This window comes from Streptomyces sp. NPDC048479, assembly GCF_040651435.1.
Lineage (GTDB): Bacteria > Actinomycetota > Actinomycetes > Streptomycetales > Streptomycetaceae > Streptomyces.
The window spans coordinates 368,671-390,195 of record NZ_JBEZKA010000002.1 but is presented as its reverse complement, the minus strand read 5'-3'; the positions used below and the strand labels follow the sequence as shown (position 1 = coordinate 390,195).

Sequence of the window (21,525 nt, the reverse complement as noted above, 5' to 3'; positions counted from 1 at the left end):
GGTCCGACATCTGCTCTACGGGGAGGGCGGGCCCGTCCGTCGCGACGGGGCGAAGATTTTTTTACGGGCCCGGAATCTGGGCGGAATCAGGGTGGAACAGTGGATGTACGCCGGTGTGCTAGCGGCTTGGGAGCACCGGCGGGACGGACGCGTTCGCCTCCGGCACTCCGGTGGGGAGCGGCTGCGACGGCAGATCCGACGCCGTCGGCAGGTCGGGCACGTCCGGTACGGCGGGCAGGTCCGGTGCGGACGTGAGGTCGGGCACGGCGGTCAGGTCCGGGACAGGGACCGCCGGCACGGCTGTTACATCCGGAATGTTCGGTATGTCGGGCCTGGGCAGTGGCAGTTCCGGCAGCGCGGGCAGCGGCGGCACGGTGAGCCCCGGGGCGCCGTACCGCTGCGTCCCGGCCGTGCCCTGCCCGGCATCCGGGCTGCCGGGGGACGGTGCCGCGCCCCCCGCTGTCGGCGACTGCACGTCCGCGAACTCCGAGACGGCGGGCACTGCCGGACGCGATCGGTGCGGCCCGTCCCCGTTGTGGACGTACGGCAGGATCAGACCCGCGACCGCCAGTGTCGCCGCGGTCGAGGCCACCGCCACCACCTGGGCATTGCTGCCCTGCGTGCGGCTACGCCCGATCAGCCACAGCCCCAGAGCGAGCGTGGCGGCCAGCGAATTGCGCAGCGTCCGGCGGGCCCGCGCCAGCAGTGACTCGACCGTCCGGTAGCTCAGCCCCATCTTGGTGGCCACCTGGCCGACGTCCAGATCCTCGGCCTTGAGCCACAGGGCCTCGGCCTGGCGGGCCGGCAGCTCCCCGCTCCGGCGCGCCAGCCATTTCGCCTCGGCCTGGTCGCAGACCGCCTCCTCCACCGGCACCGGGACCGGTGCGAGCAGCCTGGGGCTGCTGCGCACCTCGGTCTCGCGGTTGACCTGCCGGTACCGGTCCACGCACAGCCGCATCGTCACCGTAGTCAGCCAGGCGCCCAGCCGTTCCTCGTCCAGATGAGGGTTCTCGGCAGCACGCAGCATCGCCTCGTGTACGGCGTCCTCGGCGTCCTCCAGGCTCATGGACCTGCGGCGGGCCACCTTGAGCAGCTGCTCGCGGTGGGCCCACGCGCGCTGCCACCGCTCGTGGGCCGCTTGCGTGTCCGTCGTCATGAGGGCCCCTTCGCTCTCACCCCGGCCGGACACGGTGCTTGCCCGGCGCGGGGGAGATTACCGTCCGGTAGCGGGGGTTGTGGAGGGGGAGGCGCGCATCGATTCCGTTCCGTTGCTGGTCAACGTATCCACGCCGGGCAGCCCGGCAATGGGGCTCGGGACCGGAAGCAGCGGTGCTTCCGGTTCCGGGCCGCCGTCCGCACTCTTGGACGGCGAGGGCGAAGTGGAGGGCGTGGGGGAGGACTTGGCCCCGCCGTCACGGTCGTCAGGGCGGGCAGGAGCGGCTGAGGGGACCGGCTGCCGAGGCGTGTGGGACGGCTTCGGCTTCGGGCGGACGGCCGGTCCGGAGCCGTCGTCCGGCACGACCCGGTGACCTTCGAGGTAGTAGGCGAACCATGCCCTGACCGTGCGCAGATACGCAGTGGAGTGGTTGTAGCCCAGGATCGCGCGGTCCAGGTCAGCCGCATTGGACAGATCCCGCCCGCCCGCGCACACATAGCGCCCCGCAGCGAGCGCCGCGTCGTAGACATTGCCCGGATCGCGGTGTCCGTCGCCGTTGCCGTCGGAGCCCCAGACGGCCCAGGTCGACGGAATGAACTGCATCGGGCCGACAGCACGGTCGTACGCGGTGTCCCCGTCGTACACCCCGCCGTCGGTGTCCCTGATGGCGGCGAACCCCTTGCCGTCCAGCCTCGGGCCGAGGATCGGTGTGAGCGTCGTGCCGTCCGCGGTCACCCGGCCGCCGCGCGCCTGCCCGGACTCGACCTGGCCGATCGCGGCAAGCAACTGCCAGCGCAGCCGGCAGCCCGGCCTGCTGTCCGCGAGCTCCTTCTCGGCCTGCCGGTACGCGGCCAGGACGGTGGCCGGCAGCGTGCCGCCGACCGCTGCTCCGGAGCGCTCCGCGGCCTCCGCGCCGTCGGCGCCGACTGCCGCTCCGCGCGCCCTCAGCGGCGGAAACTCGGTGCGGTACGGGGTGTCGCCGGAGACGCTCGGCCCCGGCGAGGCCGGGTGAGTCTTCGCCGGGGCCGAGGCGTGTGCCGCCGGTCCCGGGGCCTGTGAGGCGGTCAGTGCCGCCATGGCCGCTGTAACGACCGCTGTCGCCTTGACACCTTTGCGCTTGCGCCCTGTCATGATGCAGACCCCTCCCAGTGCCGCTGTTGTGCGGCGTTTCTTCACCTGCTCTACGCGACACCGGCGCAGGTCCGTCGCACGGAGTCGGACCCTTTTCGGAGCTTTTCCGTGCCGGGAGGGCCGACGACGGCGCCGGAGCGCGCGGCTAACGTGGGGGCATGGTGCGACTGAGAGTGGAGTTCACGACCGAGCCGTTCGACCTGGACGAGCCGCCGGCGCACGCCCTGGCCGTCCGCGAGGTCGTGCAGGGCGCGGATCTGGACAAGGTGGACGTCGGCCCGTTCGGCAATACGGCCGAAGGTGGCGCCGAGCAGGTGCTGAGCGCGGTCGACGCGCTGCTGCGCAGGGCCCTGGACGCCGGGGCCACCCGGGTCTCGCTGCAGGTCAATGTGGTGGAGGGCGAGGAATGACCGGGCCCGCCGACCACGCACTCGCACAGGCGGTCAAGCCGCTCGTGGACGCCATGGGCGGAGAGCTGCTCGCACCCGGCGAAGCCCGCGAGGACGACGTCATACTCAGCTGGGAGGGCGAGGAGGTCCTCGCCGTACGTCTTCCACAGCTCGCGGACTCCCTCGACCACATCCTGGCCGCGATGGAGCGCAGACACGGCATGCCGCTGTCCGGGCTGGACCGCAAGACCAAGCAGCAGGTGGTACGGACACTGGAGGCGCGCGGCGCGTTCTCCGTACGACACGGTGTGGAGACGGTGGCCGGGGCCCTCGGGGTCAGCCGCTTCACCGTCTATAACTACCTGAACAGGGAAAACGCCGCGAAGAACGACTGAGGACGTACCGGTGCGGGCCGCCGTTCGGATGTCCGGACGGCGGCTTTTGCGTTGCCGAGTTTTCAACAAAGTGTTGACGTTGTGTTGCCGGAGGGCGTTAGCTATCCGCAGCCCGTCCAAACGCACAGCGAAAAACAGCCACGGAGGCTCGCGTGACTTCGAGTCCACAGCGCTTGCCGGGGGAGGCCCCCGAACCCCCGGCGGGTCTCACCCGGTTCAACACCTCGCAGGACAGCGCGGCCCTGGCCGCACTGCACGAGGCGTGCGCCAGTTCGGCGTGGGGGAGCAAGCTGCTCGCCCAGCGCCCGTACGCCACCGTGGAAGCCCTCCTCGACGCCAGCGACGCCGCCATGGCCGAGCTGAGCGCCGATGATCTGGCCGAGGCGATGGCGGGACACCCGCCGATCGGCCGGCCGAAGCCCGGGGACCCGACCTCATCACGCGAGCAGCGTGGGATGGCCGGCGCCTCCGAGGAGCTCAAGGCCGAAATGCTCGAGGGGAACCTGGCCTACCAGGACAGGTTCGGCCATGTCTTTCTGATCTGCGCCACCGGCGCGACCGGTGAGCAGATGCTCGAGGCGCTCAGGACCCGGATCGGCAACTCGCCCGAGCAGGAGCGGGAAATCGTCCGCACCGAGCTGGGCAAGATCAACCGTATCCGGCTGACCCGCCTCGCAGAAGAAGGAGAATGACGTCTTGAGCACCGAGACCACCGCGTCGGTGTCCACGCACATCCTGGACACCAGCATCGGACGCCCCGCCGAGGGTGTCGCCATCTCGCTCGCGGCCCGCAGCGGCTTCGACGCGGAGTGGGTCGCGCTCGGCGGCTCGAAGGCCGACGCGGACGGGCGCTGCAAGGACCTGCCGGCGCTGCCGGAAGGGACGACCCATGTACGTCTCGACTTCGAGACCGAGGCGTACTTCTCAGACAAGCACGGTGCCAACCAGCAAGCCGAGGCGCAGCAGGACGCCCCCCGCGTAAGGGACAGCGGTGCGTTCTTCCCGGAGGTGGCGATCACTTTCGCCGTCGAACCGGGCGAGCATTACCACGTACCGCTGCTGCTCAACCCGTTCGGCTACTCCGTTTACCGAGGGAGCTAGCAGACATGCCCACGATTCTCGGCCAGAACCAGTACGGCAAAGCAGAGAACCGCGTCGTCAAGATCACGCGGGACGGCGACACCCACCACATCAAGGACCTGAACGTCTCCGTCGCCCTCTCCGGCGACATGGACGACGTCCACTACTCCGGCTCCAACGCCAACGTCCTGCCGACCGACACCACCAAGAACACGGTGTACGCGTTCGCCAAGGAGCACGGCATCGAGTCGGCCGAGCAGTTCGGCATCCACCTCGCCCGTCACTTCGTGACCAGCCAGGAGCCGATCCACCGGGCGCGCATCCGCATCCAGGAGTACTCCTGGGAGCGGATCGCCACCTCCGACGCCAACTCCAAGTTCATCGGCTCGGACGAGGTCAAGCACTCCTTCGTCCGCAAGGGCCAGGAGCTGCGCACCAGCCAGATCACCTTCGACGGCGAGAACTGGGAGATCATCTCCGGTCTCAAGGACCTCACGGTCATGAACTCCACCAGCTCGGAGTTCTGGGGCTATGTCAAGGACAAGTACACAACGCTCAAGGAGGCGTACGACCGCATCCTGTGCACCGATGTCTCCGCCGCCTGGCGCTACAACTGGACCAGCGACGAAGACCGGATGCCCAACTGGGAGAAGTCGTACGAGCAGGCCAGGAAGCACATCCTGCAGGCCTTCGCCGAGACGTACTCCCTCTCGCTGCAGCAGACCCTGTACCAAATGGGTTCGCGGGTCATCAACAGCCGCAGCGAGATCGACGAGATCCGCTTCTCGCTGCCGAACAACCACCACTTCCTGGTCGACCTCGAGCCTTTCGGGCTCAAGAACGACAATGAGGTGTACTTTGCGGCCGACCGCCCGTACGGCCTGATCGAGGCCACCATCCTGCGGGACGGTATCGAGCCGCGGATCCCGGTCGACATGACCAACCTGTAGTAGTTCTGCTGTACCCCCGACGTTTGCGCCGGCGTCAGTCCCAGGGGGAGAGCGGGGGCATCTGCGCAACAACAGAACCCCGGACCCGGTCGTCACCCCGCTCGCCCCCCGGGTCCGTTCAATCAACTGGGAAGAACGAGGACCCGCCATGGCGGCTTCGCGCATCGTCATCGAGAACTGTTCCATCGCGACCGTGGACGCGAACGACACCGAGTACGCCTCCGGCTACATCGTCGTCGCGGACAACCGGATCGAGTCGGTCGGAGCGGGCAAGGCCCCCGCCGACCTGGAGAACGTGGTCCGCCGTATCGACGGCACCGGCCATCTCGCCACCCCCGGCCTGATCAACACGCACCACCACTTCTACCAGTGGATCACCCGCGGACTGGCCACCGACCACAACCTCTTCAACTGGCTGGTCGCGCTCTACCCGACGTGGGCGCGCATCGACGAGCCGATGGCCCGCGCCGCCGCGCAGGGCTCCCTCGCGATGATGGCCCGCGGCGGTGTCACCACCGCGATGGACCACCACTACGTCTACCCGCAGGGCTCCGGCGACCTGTCCGGCGCGATCATCGGCGCCGCTTCGGACATGGGTGTGCGGTTCACCCTCGCCCGTGGCTCCATGGACCGCGGCAAGTCGGACGGCGGCCTGCCGCCGGACTTCGCCGTCGAGTCCCTCGAGGGCGCGCTGGCCGCCACCGAGGCCACCATCGACAAACACCACGACGCCTCCTTCGACGCGATGACGCAGATCGCCGTCGCGCCGTGCTCCCCCTTCTCGGTCTCCACCGAACTGCTGAGGCAGGGCGCCGAGCTGGCCCGCCGCAAGGGCGTTCGGCTGCACACCCACGGCTCGGAGACCGTCGAGGAGGAGGAGTTCTGCAAGGAGCTCTTCGGGATGGGCCCGACCGACTACTTCGAGTCGACCGGCTGGCTCGGCCCGGACGTGTGGATGGCGCACTGCGTCCACATGAACGACTCGGACATCGCCGCCTTCGCCCGTACGGGCACCGGCGTCGCGCACTGCCCGTCGTCCAACGCCCGCCTCGCCGCCGGTATCGCCCGGGTCCCCGACATGCTGAAGGCCGGCGTCCCGGTCGGCCTCGGCGTCGACGGCACCGCCTCCAACGAGTCGGGCGAGCTGCACACCGAGCTGCGCAACGCGCTCCTCATCAACCGCCTCGGAGCCCACCGCGAAGCCGCTCTGAACGCGCGGCAGGCGCTGCGCCTCGGTACGTACGGCGGCGCACAGGTCCTCGGCCGCGCCGACCAGATCGGCTCCATCGAGGCCGGCAAGCTCGCCGACCTGGTGCTGTGGAAGCTGGACACACTCGCCCACTCCTCCATCGCCGACCCGGTGATCGCTCTCGTCTTCGGCGCGGCCGCCCCCGTCTCGCTCTCCCTCGTCAACGGCAAGACCGTCGTCGAGGACAACCACCTGACCACGGTGGACGAGGACGCCATCGCCCGCTCCGCGCGGGACGAGGCACAGCGCCTGGCGCGGATCGCCGCGCAGGACTGACCCGAAGGAAGTCCGGTCGAGGGGGACGGCCCTCGACCGGCGCCGTGGACCCGAGCGGGGTCCATGGCAGCCGTGACCGGGAGGTGCGGCACCGCCAATCGGTGCCGCACTTCCCGGGACGGTGACTCGTGTCTTCACACCCCAGAAGCCCGCGCTCACCGCTGCACCATTCGCACCACCTCCCTGATACCCGCGTCACCGCCGACGTGTACCCGACCGGAGGAACCACCCGTGGTCGTACAGCCCAGGTTTCCGAAAGATGCAGTCGCAGAAGATGCAGTCGCGGCGCCGGAGCAGAAGCATCCGGTTGATGAGACGCTGCCTCCTCTGAAAATGTTCACCAGCGGGCTGCAGCATGTGGCCGCGATGTACGCGGGCGTGGTGGCCCCGCCCATGATCGTGGGGCCCGCCGTGGGCCTCAGCGCCAAGGAGACCGCCTTCCTGATGGGGGCGAGCCTCTTCACCGCAGGCATAGCCACCCTTCTGCAGACGCTCGGCTTCTGGAAAGTCGGCGCGCGGCTCCCCTTCGTCAACGGAGTCTCCTTCGCCGGTGTGACCCCGATGATCGCCATCGGAAAGGACCGCGGAGCCGATGGCATCACTGTCATCTTCGGCGCGATCATCGTCGCCAGCGTGCTGGGCTTCGTCCTCACTCCGTACTTCTCGAAACTGGTCCGCTTCTTCCCGCCTGTCGTCACCGGCACCGTCATCACCCTGATCGGTGTCTCGCTGCTCCCCGTCGCCTTCAACTGGTCGCAGGGCGGCAACCCCACCGCCGACGGCTACGGCTCGATGAAGAACATCGGCATGGCGGCCCTCACCCTCGTGATCGTGCTCGCGCTGCGCAAACTGCTGCGCGGCTTCCTGCAGCAGATCGCCATCCTGCTCGGACTCGCCGCCGGCACACTCATCGCCATTCCGATGGGGATGACCAGCTTCGACGCCATCAAGAACGCCGATCCGGTCGGCTTCCCGACGCCGTTCCACTTCGGCGCACCGCAGTTCGAGATCGCGGCGATCGTTTCGATGTGCATCGTGATGCTGGTCTGTATGACCGAATCCACCGCCGACATGCTCGCCCTGGGCAAGATTGTCGACCGGCCTGCGGACGAGCGGATCATCGAGGGCGGGCTGCGCGCCGACACCCTCGGCAGCGCCATCAGCCCGCTCTTCAACGGCTTCATGTGCAGCGCCTTCGCCCAGAACATCGGCCTGGTCGCGATGACGAAGGTGCGCAGCCGGTTCGTCGTCGCCGCGGGCGGCGGCATCCTGATCCTGCTGGGCCTCTGCCCGGTCGCCGCCTCCGTGATCGCGCTCGTTCCGCTGCCGGTCCTCGGCGGCGCGGGCATCGTGCTCTTCGGCTCGGTCGCCGCCAGCGGTATCCAGACGCTGGCCTCGGCCGCTCTGGAGAAGGGCGAGAACGCCCTGATCGTCGCGGCCTCCGTCGGTATCGGCCTGATCCCGATCGCCGCGCCGGACTTCTACCACGCTTTCCCGAAGGACGCGCTCGTCGTTCTCGACTCGGGCATCTCCACCGGATGCATCGTGGCGATCGTCCTCAACCTGGCCTTCAACCACCTGGGGAAGAAGGGCAGTTCACAGGAGGGACAGCCGGAAGTCACCAACATCGCCGCTCCGGCCGGTGCACACTGAGCGCCGGAGGGCCGGGTGTCCGCGCGTGTGCACGGACACCCGGCCCTCCTGGTCTTGCTCAGCGACTGCTCAGCGACTGCTCATGGGCAGTGCTCAGTCGATGTGGAAACTCTGGCCGTAGACCTTCCAGTCCAGTGGCGTGTTGAGGTTGAAGTTGTTCTTCTTGACGAAGACCCGCTGGGCCGTGTCGACCCGGCTGGTGTCCTCGTGCGCCTCTTCCTGCTTCATCGCCCAGACCCGGGCGTCCAGGAACGCGTTCAGATAGGTCTCCTCGTCGCCGCCCTGGGCCGGAGTCTTGGCCTTGGCGAGAGCCTTCTTGCGGATATTGCTGAAGCCGGTGGAGTCGCCGCCGTCGCCGTGCATCACGATGGCGTCGTAGTAGATGAACTGGCCGAGGACGCCGATGCCGTCCGCCTTGCCGCGGTTGACCGAGGGATTGAAGTAGACCCGGTCGCGCTCGTCGTTCTGGGCCTTCTTGAACTCCAAGTCCTGGGCCGCCTTCTTCCAGTCCTTGGTGAAGTTCGGGTCGAGACCGGCGTGTGAGTCACTGCCATCGACCTTGCGCAGTGCGGGCAGGTACTTGGCCAGGACGTTCCCGGGCTCGCGGTCGGTGTACAGCTCGACCAGAGCCAGCATGTCGCCGGTGCCGGAACAGAAGCCGATGATGCCGGCCGTGTAGCCGCGGCCGTCGCCGATGTCCTCGATGTACTTGTACTGCGCCTTCCAGTCCAGCGAGGAGTTCTCCGCGCTGGACACGATCTGCATGGCGATCTCCTTCTTCGCCGGGTCGTCGAGCCCGATGGCGGCGGGGGCCACGGTGGCGCCGACATGCTCGGCGGGCTCGTCGGAGGTGGCCGCGACGGCGGTGGCCGGCACGGCGAGGAGCGCCACGCCGAGCGCGATGCGGGGGAGGAACCTGAGCGGACGTGGGGCGCGTACGTGGGGGGTGGGCACCTTGCCTCCATAGGGAGTTCGTCGTTCCGTGTTCTGTTAGGAAGCTTTCCTATCAGAGTGCGGAAGCGGCGTACAACCCTTCTGCGTGCGGGAGTTGGGGCCCGCCGCACCGACCTGCGTCTCAGTTGCCCGGGTTCAGTTGCCCGGGTTCGGTTGTCCGGGTTCGGTTGCCCGGGTTCGGTTGCCCGGGTTCAGTTGCCCGGGTTCAGTAGCTCCGCGCTGCTCGCCGGCTCCACGCGGGGCTGCCCGTTGATGCGGTGCCGCTCGATCGAGGAGCGCCGGTAGACCTCCTCGCGCACCCGCTGGATCTCACCGATCGGCCGGTGGTCCTCGCGTGTGCGCCAGGGGGTGATCGACGTACCGTCCGCGGCGGTCAGATTCTCCTCGCCGCCGATGTCCTGCTGCGGGATCGCGATCCGGGCGACGGTCACCCACGGCGAGAGCTGCTCGGGCCACTCCACCGAGGTGTTGTCCACCGGCATCCGCGTCAGATCGGTGTTGAGCTGCACCTGCAGCTCGAACTCGTGGTCGCGCTCACCGGCCTCCGCCACCAGCGTGTTGCGGAACGCCTCGCCGTCCGCCCGCACATCGACGGTGAGATGCGTGACGGGCGAGACGGGAACGGTCCGCACTTTCGCGATGTGGTCGCCGTGCCGGAAGGCGCCCATGCTGTTGTACGTGTACGAGAGGAGGTTCTGCCGCGGCACCTGCGTGAAGGACAACATCGCGAACAGCTCGTCCCACAGCCACTCGTCCGAGGACTCCAAGGTCCCCCGCCTGGTGAGGAATTCGCCCATCCATGACTTCCGCCGAGCCGGGTTCACCAGCGCGTCCGGCAGCTCGCCGAACAGCTCCTCGATGACCATGTAGTCGTACGCCGTATTGGCGAAGAAGACCCGGTTGTTGATCAGGTTGAGGTCGAAGGTCGTCGCCTCGGCCTCATCGGTGAGCAGCGAGTCGCCGGGCACCCCGAACATTTTGATTCCCATGCCGCAGGCCGCACCGAGCAGCGAGTCGGCCCGCAGATGTCCGAGCCCGTTGGAGTAGCGGACGACGGCGTCGTACGTACCGGGCTCGGCGAAGATCCCCTGGGCGTAAGGCCCCGGCAGCTCACCCACCGTGACGGTGGCCTTCACCAGCCCGTACGTCTTGCCGTGCGCCGTCCTGACCGCGCGGCTCACGCCCTGCCGCTCGACGGACTTCCGGGTGCGCCGGGCGACGTTGCTGACGACCTCGTCCAGCTCCTGCTGGTAGGTGGGTCGCTCGACGGGGGTGTACGTCTCGTACCTGACGAAATCCATGGCGGGCCTCTCCTCTGTCGCGTGTTCTACGAGAAAGATAGCCTGCAATTAAGTTGTGCACGATGTAACCGGTTGTGACGGTCGCCACGTCGAATCGCCGCGGTTTCTGGTTTGCTTTTGGTTGCTTCTGGTCGTGCTTCTGGTCGGCCGGTCTTCTGTCCGGGCTCAGCTCAGGCGGTCGACCAGCTGCCGCAGCTGGTCCCGCAGCCGGTCGGCCTCATCCGCGGTCAGCCCGTACCTGAGGCCCATCGCCGTCGGGACCCGCTCGGCCGGCTCCCGCAGTGTCTCGCCCCGCTCCGTCGCCGCCACCATGACCAGCCGTTCGTCGTCCGTCCGCCGCTCCCGCCGCAGCAGCCCGGCCGACTCCAGCCGCTTCAGCAGCGGCGACAGCGTGCCGTAGTCGAGGCCGAGTGCCGCGCCGAGCTCCTTCATCGGGACCTCGCCGCGCTCCCAGACGGCCAGCATCACCAGATACTGCGGATAGGTGAGCTCCAGCTCCGCCAGCACCGGCCGGTACGCCGCGGTCACCGCCCGGGAGGCGGAGTACAGCGCGAAGCACAGCTGGTCGTCGAGCACGGTTGAGCCTGTCCGGTTCTCACCCATGGCCCTATTCTGCGTCGATGCGGTAACTGTCGCCGTACACCTTCCAGCGCAGTGGCGGCTCCAGGCCGAGCCTGCCCTCCCGTACGAAGACGCGCTGAGCCGTCTCGATGCGGCTGGTGTCCGTGTGTGAAGGCTCCTGCCGGATCGCCTCCACGCGCGCGTCCAGAAACGCGTTCAGATACGCCTTCTCGTCGCCGCCCCGCGCCGGCGGCTTCGCGGTGCGCAGGGCCTTCTCCCGCAGCGTGCGGAAGCCGACCGACCCCTTCGTGTCGCCCGACCCGTGCATCACATACGCGTCGAAATAGATGAACTGCCCAAGCGCGCCAAGACCGTCCCGCTCGGCCTGCCGCACCGAGGGCGTGAAGTACGCCCGGTCCCGCTCCGCTTCCTGCGCGGCCCGGAGAGCCGGGTCGGAGAAGGCGGCGCGCGCCCACGCGTCGGTGAACGGACGGCCGAGGCCCTCGTGCGACTCGGTGCCACGGACCGCCCGGAGCGCGGGCAGGAACGGCGCCAGTGCATTGCCGGGCCGCGCCTTCGTATAGCGCTCGACGACCGCGAGCATGTCGCCGGTGCCGGAACAGAAGCCGATGATGCCGGCGGTGTAGCCGCGGCCGTCGCCGATGTCCTCGATGTACTTGTACTGCGCCTTCCAGTCCAGCGAGGAGTTCTCGGCGCTGGAGACGAGCCGCATCGCGATCTCCTTCTTCGCCGGATCGTCCAGCCCGGCGGCGGCGGGCTTCTCATCGGACCCCGCGCACCGGGCAAGCATCAGCAGCACCAGCGCGAGCAGCGCTCTGAACAAGGACTTCATGACGTTTCCCCCTCCCGGGGTCAGCGCCCCGGCCACGCCATGAGGTTACTGAACAGCTCCGCCTGCTCGATCGCGTCGTCCAGAGCGTGGTGGGTGTGTCGCCGCTTGGAGAGCAGTCCGCGCGGCATGGTGCCCTTGGCGACGGCGCGCAGGGGGAGCCGCGCCTTGGTCGCGTACAACGTCTTCATGTCCAGACATCCGGAGTGCCCGAAGGGGCTCACCCCGGTGAAGCGCATCAGATACCAGTACAGGAAGGTCCAGTCGTACGAAGCCGGGTAGCCGCACATCACCGGCTGCGCGCCCTCGCCCACCGTGCTGCTCACCTCGCGCACCCAGGCGCTGAACTCGGCCATTGCGGCAGCCGGTTCACTGCCCTCTGCGACCAGCCGGTCCCGGTCGAGCCCGCTGACCGCGAGGGCCTCGGGTACGAAGTCTTGGCTGATGGGCCGCAGTTCGCGGTAGAAGGTGTGCGCCTCGGGGTCGGTCGGCGTATAGCTCGCGGCGTCCTGGCGGCCGGCCACTGCCGCGCCGAAGCTGATCATCGAGTACGGGCCGGGGATCGGGCCGTCGGCCTCGATGTCGACGGAGATATAGAGGCTGGGCTTTACGTGACGTGCCATGCCGGGAGCATCGCATCGGCGCTGCTCCCGGCACATCCGGATATTGGGTGCGGACTGCTCACACCCGGTCCGGCTCCAACGCCCGGTCGACTCCGGTCGGTCCGGTGTCTGGTGTCCGGTGCCGCGTCCGCTGCCGTCCGGCGCGGCGTGCGCCTGAGGCGGCGGACGCCTCCTGCGCCCCACGGGCGGTCAGTCCCCCGGCTGCCAGTCGGGGCGGCGGCCGCTGAACCCGACAACCCGGTCGAGCAGCGGCGCGTTCTCGGGCACCTCCACGACGGGGCCGAACAGCCCGCCCCGGCCCGGGGCGTCGGCCGCCGGCTTCAGCACGCCGTACGACACCTCCAGGCTTGCCTCCCCGGGGGCGTACTCCTGCCCGGTCGCACGAGCCAGGTCCCAGCCGTGGATGACGAGTTCGTTCAGGGCGACCCGCCCGGCGATCGCGGCCGGGAAGGTGATGCCACCCGCCTGGGTGTCGCCGTCCCACGCCGTCGGCGCCGTCCAGGATTCCGCCAGCTCGTCCAGTCGCTGGGGAAGGACGGTGCGCCAGTTGTCGTCGAGGACGGGCAGGACGGACCCGGGGTCGGTGTTCGTCGACGGCCCGAAGTCTTTCCGTGCGGCGTCCCGGAAGGCGGTGGACAACCCGACGAGGTGGCCCAGCAGCTCCCGTACGGCGTACTGGGGACAAGGGGTCGGGTCATCGAGCCGGGCGTCGTCGACGCCGTCGATCAGCTGAGCCACGGCGCGGGCGGCGGGGTGCAGGTCGGGGGAGGAGGTCTGTGAAGTGGTGTCCATACAGTGCAGACGTGTCGGCCCGTCGAAAGTCATCGCTCCTTCGACCGAGTCATTCGTGGCCGGGTGGGGCCGGCGGCCGCCTTGCTGCTCCGCGTCTACCATCATCCGCTCGAAATGTGTCGCGAGAGGGCACGGCTTCCCACCGCAATGGTGAGCGCGACGACGATCAGAATCGCCGCGACTGCGAACGTGATCCGCATACCGGTGGCAACCGCCTCGGGACGCGCCGTTGTGACGTCGGTCGACGCCGACGCGAGCGCGAACACGGCTCCCATGACCGATGCGCCGGTGATGAGCCCGAGATTGCGCGACAGGTTGAGCATGCCGGAAGTGACGCCCCGCTGATCCGGGCGGATATCTGTCATGACGGCGGTGTTGTTGGCCGTCTGGAACACCCCGTAGCCGACGGTGATGACCACGATGGGGGCGAGGTAGCCGAAGATGCCGAGCGTCGCCGACGTCATGGACAGAATGAAGGAACCGGCCGCTATTCCGATGAGCCCGATGATGGTCATGCGTCGTACGCCAAAACGGTCCGCAATGCGACCGGCCGGCACACCGGTCAGCGCAGTGACAAGCGGACCGACCGACAAGACGAGTCCAACAAGAGCCTCATCGAGCCCGAGCGTTCGAGAGAGATAGAACGGCCCGACCACCAGCGTAGCCATCATCACCGTCGAGACGAGCGCGCTCATGGCGAGGCTCGCACTCAGCCCTGGATCGCGGAACATCGCCAGTCGGATCAAGGGTGATGCCGCTCTCGCCTCGGCGCGCAGGAAGAGGCCGACTCCGAAGGCAGCTGTCAACAGCAGAGCCATGTTGAGCGAACCGAAACTGCCGTGCCCCATTGTCATGGCGAGCGCATAGGCCGCGAGCGTCAGAGCAAGCAGCAGTGTGCCCACATGGTCGAAGCGGGCCCGATCGGTCCTGGACTCCCGCCGGTCAACGGGCAGGTAGCGGTGCGCGAGAAGAAAAGCCAGGATGCCCAGCGGTGCGTTGACGAGGAAGATTGCCCGCCAACTGAGTCCGGAGATCAGAACGCCGCCGAGCGATGGACCGAGAGCGGTGCCCATCGCGGACATCGTTCCGAGCAGCCCCATGGCGCTACCGGTCTTTGCCTTCGGAACCGTCTCACCAACAAACGCCATGGTGAGGGCCATCATGATGGCCGCTCCGAGGCCCTGCGCCGCCCGGGCGGCAATCAGCAGCCAGAGCGTGGGCGCGACGCCGCACAGGACCGAGGCCACCGTGAACAGCAGGATTCCGGCCAGTAGCAGCCGTCGGCGGCCGATGATGTCACCGAGCCGTCCGACGCTGACGATCAGGGTGGTGATGGCGAGGAGATAAGCGAGGACGATCCACTGGACTTCCTGGAAGGAAGCGGTGAACGCCTGTGCCAACGTCGGCAGGCCAACATTGGCGATGCTGGTGCCGAGCGAGGACAGCAACATGGACAGCGAAAGGCCGGCGAGCGCCCACCGAACCGAAGGCGTCCGCTCCGCACTTCTGGCTGCTGCCTCATCCTGTCCTGCACTGATTGGCTTCAACATGAACTCCGCTCTCTGTTGACTCCCGAAGCCCGGTCGTCAGGTGACGGCGGGCAGGGCAGCCGGACGTTGCCGGCAGGTGGTGAACGCTGTGGCCCAAGGCTGAGGGGATGACCGGAGGAGTCCGACCGGTTTCCCGGATGCGGGTGTGCCGGGCAGTGGTCACGACCGACTCCGAGGACCCGCCGGACGCCATCGCCTTCCCCAGCGGGTTCATTGCGCCCGACCCTCTGCGTGCGCAGGCCCGTTCCGGCCCGGGCGCCGCCGCCCCCCCGTGTCCGGCACGGTCACCGAGCCGGGCGCACGCCCGTGAAGACCGTGGTGGCGGAGAGAAGGAAGGCGTCGGGCCGTCGCAGGATGCCCTCCGGTGCCCGGGGATCGAGCAGCACGTCGAGTGTCTTGCGGTCCTCCACGTCCAGGGAATCGCTCATCGTCTCCTGAAGCCGGGTCAGCTGGGTGTGCAGGAAGGCGCGGGCCATCTCGCTCAGAGGCGCCGGCAGGTCGAGGAGGGATGTGAAGCTGCCGACGCGGGTGAGCCCGGCGCGGCTGAGCATCGCGGGCCAGTCCTCGACCACGGTGGTGCTGCCGGGCAGCTCGGCGCGCATGATCTCGAACCAGTGCTCCAGGGCGGCGTCGAGCCGGGCCTGGAGGCCCGGCCTGCCGATGCCGATGTCGCGTGGGAGGAAGCGCATGGGCAGGCCGCCCTCCGCTACGGCGAGCAAGCCGCCCGGCCTCAGCACACCGGCGAGCGCGTTCAACGCCCCCTGCTGATCGCCGAGGTGGTGCACGGCCTTGCTGCTCCAGACCAGATCCGCCGTGCCGAGGCCGCCTTCCCCGTGCTCGTCACCGCCGTCCAGGCCCTCGGGCAGCTCCGCGTGCCGGACGGCCACCCTGCCGCCGAGGCCGAGCCGCTCGGCGCGAGCCAGGGCGCGGTCCAGCAGCCCGGGCGTCCCGTCCACGGCGACCGCCTCGGCGTCCGGGAAGGCCTCAGCGAACACGCAGGTCATCACGCCCGGCCCGCTGCCGATGTCGAGGATGCGCCGGACCTCCTTCTCCGGGGCGAGCAGTTCCCTCAGACGGGCCGCCGTCCAGCGGAGGACCGGGAGCTGCAGTTCGCCGCTGTTCTCCAGTTGGGTGGCCATGACCTCCCAGTCGATGTCGGTGTGGTGGTGTCCGTGTCCGGAATCGTTGTGTGGGCTCATGCCGAGGAGCGTGCAGCCGCCGGGTGGCGACGGCAACTCTTGTTGCCGATTCCGGGACAGCGAGGTGGAATGCCCGCATGGACAAACCATCGCCCTACCAAGCGGTCCTCGACGAGGTCGCCCCCCGGCTCAGACGGCTGCGAGCCAAGCGCGGCCTCACCCTGGCCGCGCTCTCCGAGGTGACCGGCATCTCGAAGAGCACTCTTTCCCGGCTGGAGTCCGGACAGCGCCGCCCGAGCCTGGAACTGCTGCTGCCGCTCGCCGGTGCGTACGACGTGCCCCTGGACGACCTGGTCGGTGCCCCCGAAGTGGGGGATCCCCGGGTACGGCTGACACCTCGCCCCTTGCGGAGCGGCGGTACGTTCGTACCCCTGACCCGGAGCCCGGGCCCCCTCCAGGCGTACAAGATGATCATCTCCGACCGGGGTGCCGAGCCGGATCTCCGTACGCATGAGGGCTACGAGTGGCTGTACGTGCTGGACGGCCGGCTACGGATCGTCCTCGCCGAGCACGATCTGGTCCTCGGCCCAGGCGAGGCCGCAGAGTTCGACACCCGGCTGCCCCACTGGTTCAGCAGCGCGGACGGGCGGCCCGTCGAGATCCTCAGCCTCTTCGGGAGACAGGGGGAGCGCATGCACGTCCGCGCGAAGCCCCGCGTATGACGGTGCATGGGTTCACCGGGCCGGCGGTGGCACGGTCCGGACCGGCTTGATGTGGGCAGGCGTTCGAGGTTCGGGGAGGCGCCGGTCAGAGCACTAGAAAGATGTTTCCCGCACACTCGCCCGGTCCACGGGCACTGTTGTCGCCGTGATCTCCGAGCGATGCCGGTCGCCCGCGAAGGTCACTGTCAGGGTGTCGGGCGCGCTCTGTGTGGTGCTCGCCGTGAAGCCCTGGTTCGGCACCGCCGAGATGAGGCACACCCCGCCACTTCCGTAGCGCACGGTGACCGTCCCGCCCTGGGACGAAATGGTGTGCACACCCGAGCCCCCTTCCTCGCAACCCTGCACCTGGTTCGTCCCGGACGGCTCGTCCGGTGGGCGAAGGGTCTTCCGCGCCACGGGAGTCGGCGATGCCTTACGAGGCTTCTCGGTCTTCCTGGACGGCGCCGGGGCGGGCGCAGAGCTGCTCCGTGCGGGCGTGGGGCCCGGGGAGAGGCTGGGGCGCGGTGTCGCCGAGGCGGCGAAGTCCGTTGGCGCGGACTGCGCGACCGGCGCGGTCGGTCTGGTCGATCCCACCACGAAGTGGACCGTGATGATGACGGCCGTGACACTGGCCGCCGTGCACGACAGCCAGATGAGCAGGTAGCGCAGATACCGGGACACGACACCATAGTGGCGGACCCGCTAACGTGCCTGCTCATGGCCTCCGTACTTGTCGTCGAGGACGACCCTGTGATCCGGGCCGCGCTGATCGAGGTGCTCACCGCGCACGGCTACGCGGTGAAGACCGCGCACCAGGGTTTCGAGGCGCTGCGCGAGATCACCCAGTCCCCGCCCGACATCGTGGTGCTCGACCTGGGGCTGCCCGATCTGGACGGCCTCGACGTGCTCCGCATGATCCGGGGCATCTCACGGCTGCCTGTACTGGTCGCCACGGCCCGGGACGACGACACGGAGATCATCAAGCTGCTCAACGCCGGAGCCGACGACTACATGGTCAAGCCCTTTTCGGGCGGCCAGCTCGCCGCCCGGCTCGCCGCGGTACTGCGGCGGTCCGTCCCGGCCCCGGACGAACGGGGCCGACAGTCGGTGCTGCAGGTTGCGGACCTCAGGATCGACCCGCTGGCCCGCACCGCGCATCTCGCCGACCGTGAGCTGTCGCTGACCCGGCGGGAGTTCGACCTGCTCGCCTACCTCGCGGCAAACGCCGACCAGGTCATATCCCGCAAACGCATACTCGCCGAGGTGTGGCAGCAGCCGTATCTGGAGGACCAGACGGTTGATGTCCATCTCTCGGCGCTGCGCAGGAAATTGGGTGAAAGACCCTCGGATCCCCGCTATCTGCACACGGTGCGCGGTATCGGGATCAAACTGGTCACCTCCTCATGAGACGTGCCCTCGCGGGGATCGCCCTGTCCGCGACGCTGATGGTCGCGCTGTCCTTCCTCATCCCGCTCGCCCTGCTCGTGCGCGAACAGGCGCGGGACCGGGTGACCACCGCCGCCGAACAGCGTGCCGCCGCTCTCTCGCCGGTCCTCGCCCTGACCACCCGGCCCGCCGATGTCCAGCAGGCGGTCTCGGGGCTGGGCTCGGACGACCGGCTCGCCGTACGGCTTCCCGACGGAGGGCTCGTCGGCACGTTGCACGCACCGCCGGAGGCTCTGCAGCGTGCGGTCGCCCACCGGGAGACGCTGGCTCTGGACACCGCTCAGGGGTGGGTCTATCTCCAGCCGGTCGTCCTCGCCAAGGATCGCGTCGCGGTCGTCGAGGCCTATGTGCCGGGTGCGGATCTGACCCGGGGCGTGTGGGCCTCGTGGGGCGTCATGTCGCTGCTCGCGCTGGGCCTTGTGGGTGGCTCCGTACTGGTTGCCGACCGGCTGGGCGCCCGCGTGGTCCGCTCCTCCCGGAGCCTGTCGAGCGCCTCGCTGGCACTGGGGTCGGGGGACCTGGACGTACGGGTGGAACCCGACGGGCCACCGGAACTGAAGGAGGCCGGCGTCGCGTTCAACACCATGGCCGACCGGGTGGTGGAACTCCTCGCCATCGAACGGGAGATGGTCGCAGACCTCTCGCACCGGCTCAGGACACCGCTGACCGCCCTGTATCTGGAAGCGGACCTGATGGGCAGTTCACCGGGCGCCCGGCGGGTCACGGAAGCGGTCGCGCAGCTGGAGAGTGCACTCGACTCGATCATCACCGCGGCCCGTACTCCCCTGGCCGCCGGACCGGCCACCGGGGCAGTGCCGGCGAGGCCGTGCGACGTGAACGAAGTGGTCGCGATCCGGCTCGACTTCTGGTCGGTGCTCGCCACCCAGCAGGACCGGCCCTGCGAACGCTCCTTCACGCCGCGGCCGACACCCGTCCGGTTCCCGGAGGACGATCTCGCAGCCGTCGTCGACGCCCTGATCGGCAACGTCTTTCGGCACACCCCGCAGGGCACGGCCTTCGCCGTACGAGTGGAGCGCACCGACCGGCATGTGCTTGTCACGGTGGACGACGCGGGTCCCGGCGTCGCCGATCCGGACGCCGCACTCACCCGCGGAGTCAGCGTCGGCGGCTCCACCGGCCTCGGCCTGGACATCGTGGCCCGTGCCGCCCGCGCCGCCGACGGAGAGATGCAGATCACCCGCGCTCCCATGGGCGGGGCGCGGGTGCAGGTGGCGTTCGGGCTGGCGGGCGCCGACCGCTGACGGAACTTAGCGGCCCGCCCCGAAGTCCTGCGTCCACCACGGACCGCCGTCGCCGAAGTGCACGCCGACGCCTATCTCCTTGAAGGAGCAGTTCAGTATGTTGGCGCGGTGGCCGGGGCTGTGCATCCATGCGTCCATGACCGCTGCCGCGTCGGACTGGCCCCGAGCTATGTTCTCGCCCAGCGTGGACCAGACATATCCGGCGGCGTCCACCCGGCCGGACATGGTGGAACCGTCGGGGCCGGTGTGGGACATCACACCACTGCCGGCCATGACATCGCTGTAGTCGTCCGCGGCCTTGACCAGCTTTGCGTTCGACGTCAACGGCGAGCAACCGGCCGACGCGCGCTCCTTGTTGACGAGAGCGAGGACCTGGGCCTCGGCGCCGTTCGAGGACCCGCCCGAGCCGCCGGAGCTGCCGGACCGCGCGGCCGGCCGCTCCACGCCACCCGAACCACTCGTGCCGCTCCCGCTCTTCGCCTCCACCTTCGGTGACGCGGCCGGTTTCGCCGGCTGCTTGGGCTTGGCGGAGGCCTTCACGCTCGGGGTGGGGGAGGCGGAAACGCTGGGGCTGGCTGAGGGCAGCGCAAGGGGAGTGGCGCCGTCGGTGGTGGGGTCGGAATCAGTGCCTCCGGGTATATCCCCGGCAGCGTTGGTCGTGACCCGATCCGCCGTGCCGCCGCTCGGATCTGAACCGCCGGTGGCAAGAGTGACGGCGACACCGGCCGTCACGGTGAGTGCACCCACTGCCAGGACGACATTGCGCGCTCGGAGCCCGCCCTTGGGGCGGGCGTGGGAGCGGGGCTGGGGTCGAGCGGCTCGGCGGGAACTCATGCGTACGGCACCTCGGGAGGAGTCGAATCAAGCAGGGAAACCCCGGCAGGCGCGACCGCGCCCGCCGGGATTGTGGGGGGTTGACGAGAGCGTAGGCCCGATTCGGCGCGAGAAGGCGTCCGGCCAGGTCTTCTTCAAGAAGCCCTAAGAAAGCCCTAAGACTCCGTTCGGCTAGGCCCGGATCTGTGGCCGGGCTCCCCGGCGCCGAGCGCCCTCTGGTGCGGGTCGAGTTCGGTGTCGCCGGCCGCTCGGACACGCCGAGGCGACCCGGTCCTTCCATGCTCAGTGGGACGGCGGGGGCACCCAGGCCCCACCGTCCCCCACGGTCTCGCGCAGCCACATCGGCGTCTGCACGCCCGTCCAGGACAAGGTGCGGGTGGCCGAGGACGCGCTCGCCACGGCCGCGGCGGATCAACTCGGCGGGCGTTCGGCCCGATCTCCAGGGGCCATGCGGGCGCGTGAGCGCGAGGACCGGCTGTCCCCGGATCTCATCGCGCACATTTTCGCGGGCACCGAAGGGACGTAATTCATGGTGCAGTTCGCGAGGCCCCGTCAGAGCGGCGGGCGCGGTGATGACCTGACCGGCGCCGACACCACCGTGACGGGACACGGGGGCGTGCCCCCGCTGGTGAGTGCCGGGCGTGGATGGCCTCGCTCATTACTCGAAGGCGGACCTGACGTAAATTCGTGTGCTGCCCCGCTTGAATTTGTGCGCATAAAGATCGATACAGTTGTTGAGGTGCTCACTCTCAGGAGACTCCAAGGTTTCCGGGCAGCCTCCCCACAGCAGTAGATCTTTTTCGAGTGATTTCGGCTCGGGCACGCCGAGATGAGTGAAGGGTGCATCCGAGGCTTGTTCGGCAGGCGTGGGCTGAGTATTAGGAATCATTTTCTCCCCCTTTTGGACCATGCGCGACAGATAGTCATCCGCCGCTTTGTCCGGCACGACGAAAGCCAGGATCGCGGTGTCGTACATGTCACTGCTCTTCAGCCCGGCCCGCAGGTCCGAGGCGCCCGCGGGGATTCTGATTCCTATTTTTTTGCTAATACTCGCAGGAGTGACGTCATCTTTCCAGCAGCAGTCCGCTCTCTTCCGGCCCTCCTTGGATGAGGAGTTGTCGCCGGTCGACGTAACTGCCACGACCGTCGCCACAATGGCCGCGACAACTGCTCCTAGAGAAATGAGATAGCGACGCACGATTTCCTCGCTTTGAGTTGTTGTGCAGCCCATGG

25 protein-coding genes are annotated in these 21,525 nt (G+C 68.8%); 12 read left to right on the top strand and 13 right to left on the bottom strand.

What is annotated here, in order from left to right:
* Window positions 1-118 precede the first annotated feature (118 nt).
* Window positions 119-1,156 (bottom strand): sigma-70 family RNA polymerase sigma factor, encoded by a 1,038-nt coding sequence (locus tag AB0D12_RS04650; protein WP_362677039.1) that lies wholly within the window; start codon window positions 1,154-1,156, stop codon window positions 119-121.
* 57 nt (window positions 1,157-1,213) lie between these two features.
* Window positions 1,214-2,287, bottom strand: a complete 1,074-nt coding sequence (locus AB0D12_RS04645; protein ID WP_362677037.1) for a lytic transglycosylase domain-containing protein — start codon at window positions 2,285-2,287, stop codon at window positions 1,214-1,216.
* A 161-nt stretch (window positions 2,288-2,448) separates the two neighbouring features.
* Here AB0D12_RS04645 and AB0D12_RS04640 point away from each other — a divergent pair, with 161 nt between their 5' ends.
* The 7 genes from AB0D12_RS04640 to AB0D12_RS04610 all read left to right on the top strand — a co-directional run bounded on the left by AB0D12_RS04640 (window position 2,449) and on the right by AB0D12_RS04610 (window position 8,279).
* On the top strand, window positions 2,449-2,697 hold the full coding sequence (locus AB0D12_RS04640) for a hypothetical protein (protein WP_362677276.1): 249 nt from the start codon (window positions 2,449-2,451) through the stop codon (window positions 2,695-2,697).
* Complete coding sequence (locus AB0D12_RS04635; protein WP_362677035.1) at window positions 2,694-3,071, top strand: helix-turn-helix domain-containing protein; 378 nt, start codon at window positions 2,694-2,696, stop codon at window positions 3,069-3,071. Before AB0D12_RS04640 ends, AB0D12_RS04635 begins: the two co-directional genes overlap by 4 nt.
* 152 nt (window positions 3,072-3,223) lie before the next feature.
* Window positions 3,224-3,763 carry a 2-oxo-4-hydroxy-4-carboxy-5-ureidoimidazoline decarboxylase gene (gene uraD / locus AB0D12_RS04630; RefSeq protein ID WP_362677033.1) on the top strand — a complete coding sequence of 180 codons (540 nt, stop codon included), beginning with the start codon at window positions 3,224-3,226 and terminating at the stop codon, window positions 3,761-3,763.
* 4 nt (window positions 3,764-3,767) lie between these two features.
* Complete coding sequence (gene uraH / locus AB0D12_RS04625; protein ID WP_362677031.1) at window positions 3,768-4,172, top strand: hydroxyisourate hydrolase; 405 nt, start codon at window positions 3,768-3,770, stop codon at window positions 4,170-4,172.
* Between the two features lie 5 nt (window positions 4,173-4,177).
* Complete coding sequence (gene pucL / locus AB0D12_RS04620; protein ID WP_362677029.1) at window positions 4,178-5,101, top strand: factor-independent urate hydroxylase; 924 nt, start codon at window positions 4,178-4,180, stop codon at window positions 5,099-5,101.
* 148 nt (window positions 5,102-5,249) lie between these two features.
* A complete protein-coding gene (locus AB0D12_RS04615) occupies window positions 5,250-6,626 on the top strand; it encodes an 8-oxoguanine deaminase (RefSeq protein WP_362677027.1) in 1,377 nt (458 codons plus the stop codon).
* 318 nt (window positions 6,627-6,944) lie between these two features.
* The gene (locus AB0D12_RS04610; RefSeq protein ID WP_362677274.1) at window positions 6,945-8,279 is read left to right on the top strand and encodes a nucleobase:cation symporter-2 family protein; all 1,335 of its coding nucleotides are present in this window, start codon (window positions 6,945-6,947) and stop codon (window positions 8,277-8,279) included.
* A gap of 93 nt (window positions 8,280-8,372) precedes the next feature.
* Here the strand turns inward: AB0D12_RS04610 and AB0D12_RS04605 are convergent, their stop codons facing one another.
* From AB0D12_RS04605 to AB0D12_RS04570, 8 genes are all read right to left on the bottom strand, one after another.
* On the bottom strand, window positions 8,373-9,233 hold the full coding sequence (locus AB0D12_RS04605) for a chitosanase (RefSeq protein ID WP_362677025.1): 861 nt from the start codon (window positions 9,231-9,233) through the stop codon (window positions 8,373-8,375).
* A 191-nt stretch (window positions 9,234-9,424) separates the two neighbouring features.
* Window positions 9,425-10,534 (bottom strand): catalase family protein, encoded by a 1,110-nt coding sequence (locus AB0D12_RS04600; protein ID WP_362677023.1) that lies wholly within the window; start codon window positions 10,532-10,534, stop codon window positions 9,425-9,427.
* 165 nt (window positions 10,535-10,699) lie between these two features.
* Window positions 10,700-11,137, bottom strand: a complete 438-nt coding sequence (locus tag AB0D12_RS04595; RefSeq protein ID WP_362677021.1) for a MarR family winged helix-turn-helix transcriptional regulator — start codon at window positions 11,135-11,137, stop codon at window positions 10,700-10,702.
* 4 nt (window positions 11,138-11,141) lie between these two features.
* On the bottom strand, window positions 11,142-11,948 hold the full coding sequence (locus tag AB0D12_RS04590) for a chitosanase (protein ID WP_362677019.1): 807 nt from the start codon (window positions 11,946-11,948) through the stop codon (window positions 11,142-11,144).
* 20 nt (window positions 11,949-11,968) lie between these two features.
* Complete coding sequence (locus AB0D12_RS04585; protein WP_362677017.1) at window positions 11,969-12,568, bottom strand: exonuclease domain-containing protein; 600 nt, start codon at window positions 12,566-12,568, stop codon at window positions 11,969-11,971.
* Between the two features lie 189 nt (window positions 12,569-12,757).
* Window positions 12,758-13,393 carry a TIGR03086 family metal-binding protein gene (locus AB0D12_RS04580; protein WP_362677015.1) on the bottom strand — a complete coding sequence of 212 codons (636 nt, stop codon included), beginning with the start codon at window positions 13,391-13,393 and terminating at the stop codon, window positions 12,758-12,760.
* Between the two features lie 68 nt (window positions 13,394-13,461).
* Window positions 13,462-14,910 carry an MFS transporter gene (locus AB0D12_RS04575; protein ID WP_362677013.1) on the bottom strand — a complete coding sequence of 483 codons (1,449 nt, stop codon included), beginning with the start codon at window positions 14,908-14,910 and terminating at the stop codon, window positions 13,462-13,464.
* Between the two features lie 284 nt (window positions 14,911-15,194).
* The gene (locus AB0D12_RS04570; RefSeq protein ID WP_362677011.1) at window positions 15,195-16,109 is read right to left on the bottom strand and encodes a class I SAM-dependent methyltransferase; all 915 of its coding nucleotides are present in this window, start codon (window positions 16,107-16,109) and stop codon (window positions 15,195-15,197) included.
* A gap of 77 nt (window positions 16,110-16,186) precedes the next feature.
* On the opposite strand from AB0D12_RS04570, the gene AB0D12_RS04565 reads away from it, so the two are divergent.
* Complete coding sequence (locus AB0D12_RS04565) at window positions 16,187-16,771, top strand: XRE family transcriptional regulator (protein ID WP_362677009.1); 585 nt, start codon at window positions 16,187-16,189, stop codon at window positions 16,769-16,771.
* Window positions 16,772-16,864: 93 nt separating this feature from the next.
* Here AB0D12_RS04565 and AB0D12_RS04560 read toward each other — a convergent pair whose 3' ends face one another.
* The gene (locus tag AB0D12_RS04560) at window positions 16,865-17,086 is read right to left on the bottom strand and encodes a hypothetical protein (protein WP_362677007.1); all 222 of its coding nucleotides are present in this window, start codon (window positions 17,084-17,086) and stop codon (window positions 16,865-16,867) included.
* Between AB0D12_RS04560 and AB0D12_RS04555 the strand changes: the two genes are divergently transcribed.
* Genes AB0D12_RS04555 through AB0D12_RS04545 form a run of 3 tightly spaced genes read left to right on the top strand, consistent with a single transcriptional unit; the run spans window position 17,076 to window position 19,458 of the window.
* Window positions 17,076-17,414 (top strand): hypothetical protein, encoded by a 339-nt coding sequence (locus tag AB0D12_RS04555; RefSeq protein WP_362677005.1) that lies wholly within the window; start codon window positions 17,076-17,078, stop codon window positions 17,412-17,414. The genes AB0D12_RS04560 and AB0D12_RS04555 overlap by 11 nt on opposite strands.
* 53 nt (window positions 17,415-17,467) lie before the next feature.
* The gene (locus AB0D12_RS04550; RefSeq protein WP_362677003.1) at window positions 17,468-18,157 is read left to right on the top strand and encodes a response regulator transcription factor; all 690 of its coding nucleotides are present in this window, start codon (window positions 17,468-17,470) and stop codon (window positions 18,155-18,157) included.
* Window positions 18,154-19,458, top strand: a complete 1,305-nt coding sequence (locus tag AB0D12_RS04545) for a HAMP domain-containing sensor histidine kinase (RefSeq protein ID WP_362677001.1) — start codon at window positions 18,154-18,156, stop codon at window positions 19,456-19,458. The genes AB0D12_RS04550 and AB0D12_RS04545 overlap by 4 nt, the downstream gene beginning before the upstream one ends.
* A gap of 6 nt (window positions 19,459-19,464) precedes the next feature.
* Here AB0D12_RS04545 and AB0D12_RS04540 read toward each other — a convergent pair whose 3' ends face one another.
* On the bottom strand, window positions 19,465-20,292 hold the full coding sequence (locus AB0D12_RS04540) for a CAP domain-containing protein (protein WP_362676999.1): 828 nt from the start codon (window positions 20,290-20,292) through the stop codon (window positions 19,465-19,467).
* A gap of 376 nt (window positions 20,293-20,668) precedes the next feature.
* Here AB0D12_RS04540 and AB0D12_RS04535 point away from each other — a divergent pair, with 376 nt between their 5' ends.
* Complete coding sequence (locus AB0D12_RS04535; RefSeq protein ID WP_362676997.1) at window positions 20,669-20,818, top strand: hypothetical protein; 150 nt, start codon at window positions 20,669-20,671, stop codon at window positions 20,816-20,818.
* A gap of 132 nt (window positions 20,819-20,950) precedes the next feature.
* On the opposite strand, the gene AB0D12_RS04530 is transcribed toward AB0D12_RS04535, so the two are convergent.
* On the bottom strand, window positions 20,951-21,523 hold the full coding sequence (locus AB0D12_RS04530) for a hypothetical protein (RefSeq protein WP_362676995.1): 573 nt from the start codon (window positions 21,521-21,523) through the stop codon (window positions 20,951-20,953).
* Between the last annotated feature and the right edge of the window lie 2 nt (window positions 21,524-21,525).

Excerpts from the sequence above, each read along its gene's own strand:
- AB0D12_RS04645 (WP_362677037.1), bottom strand. The coding sequence starts at position 2,287 with ATGACAGGGCGCAAGCGCAAAGGTGTCAAGGCGACAGCGGTCGTTACA.
- AB0D12_RS04650 (WP_362677039.1), bottom strand. The coding sequence starts at position 1,156 with ATGACGACGGACACGCAAGCGGCCCACGAGCGGTGGCAGCGCGCGTGG.
- AB0D12_RS04580 (WP_362677015.1), bottom strand. The coding sequence starts at position 13,393 with ATGACTTTCGACGGGCCGACACGTCTGCACTGTATGGACACCACTTCA.
- pucL (WP_362677029.1), top strand. The coding sequence starts at position 4,178 with ATGCCCACGATTCTCGGCCAGAACCAGTACGGCAAAGCAGAGAACCGC.
- AB0D12_RS04545 (WP_362677001.1), top strand. The coding sequence starts at position 18,154 with ATGAGACGTGCCCTCGCGGGGATCGCCCTGTCCGCGACGCTGATGGTC.
- AB0D12_RS04565 (WP_362677009.1), top strand. The coding sequence starts at position 16,187 with ATGGACAAACCATCGCCCTACCAAGCGGTCCTCGACGAGGTCGCCCCC.
- AB0D12_RS04555 (WP_362677005.1), top strand. The coding sequence starts at position 17,076 with ATGGTGTGCACACCCGAGCCCCCTTCCTCGCAACCCTGCACCTGGTTC.
- AB0D12_RS04595 (WP_362677021.1), bottom strand. The coding sequence starts at position 11,137 with ATGGGTGAGAACCGGACAGGCTCAACCGTGCTCGACGACCAGCTGTGC.
- AB0D12_RS04530 (WP_362676995.1), bottom strand. The coding sequence starts at position 21,523 with ATGGGCTGCACAACAACTCAAAGCGAGGAAATCGTGCGTCGCTATCTC.
- AB0D12_RS04615 (WP_362677027.1), top strand. The coding sequence starts at position 5,250 with ATGGCGGCTTCGCGCATCGTCATCGAGAACTGTTCCATCGCGACCGTG.
- AB0D12_RS04540 (WP_362676999.1), bottom strand. The coding sequence starts at position 20,292 with ATGAGTTCCCGCCGAGCCGCTCGACCCCAGCCCCGCTCCCACGCCCGC.
- AB0D12_RS04550 (WP_362677003.1), top strand. The coding sequence starts at position 17,468 with ATGGCCTCCGTACTTGTCGTCGAGGACGACCCTGTGATCCGGGCCGCG.
- AB0D12_RS04635 (WP_362677035.1), top strand. The coding sequence starts at position 2,694 with ATGACCGGGCCCGCCGACCACGCACTCGCACAGGCGGTCAAGCCGCTC.
- AB0D12_RS04570 (WP_362677011.1), bottom strand. The coding sequence starts at position 16,109 with ATGAGCCCACACAACGATTCCGGACACGGACACCACCACACCGACATC.
- AB0D12_RS04575 (WP_362677013.1), bottom strand. The coding sequence starts at position 14,910 with ATGTTGAAGCCAATCAGTGCAGGACAGGATGAGGCAGCAGCCAGAAGT.
- AB0D12_RS04600 (WP_362677023.1), bottom strand. The coding sequence starts at position 10,534 with ATGGATTTCGTCAGGTACGAGACGTACACCCCCGTCGAGCGACCCACC.
- AB0D12_RS04585 (WP_362677017.1), bottom strand. The coding sequence starts at position 12,568 with ATGGCACGTCACGTAAAGCCCAGCCTCTATATCTCCGTCGACATCGAG.
- AB0D12_RS04590 (WP_362677019.1), bottom strand. The coding sequence starts at position 11,948 with ATGAAGTCCTTGTTCAGAGCGCTGCTCGCGCTGGTGCTGCTGATGCTT.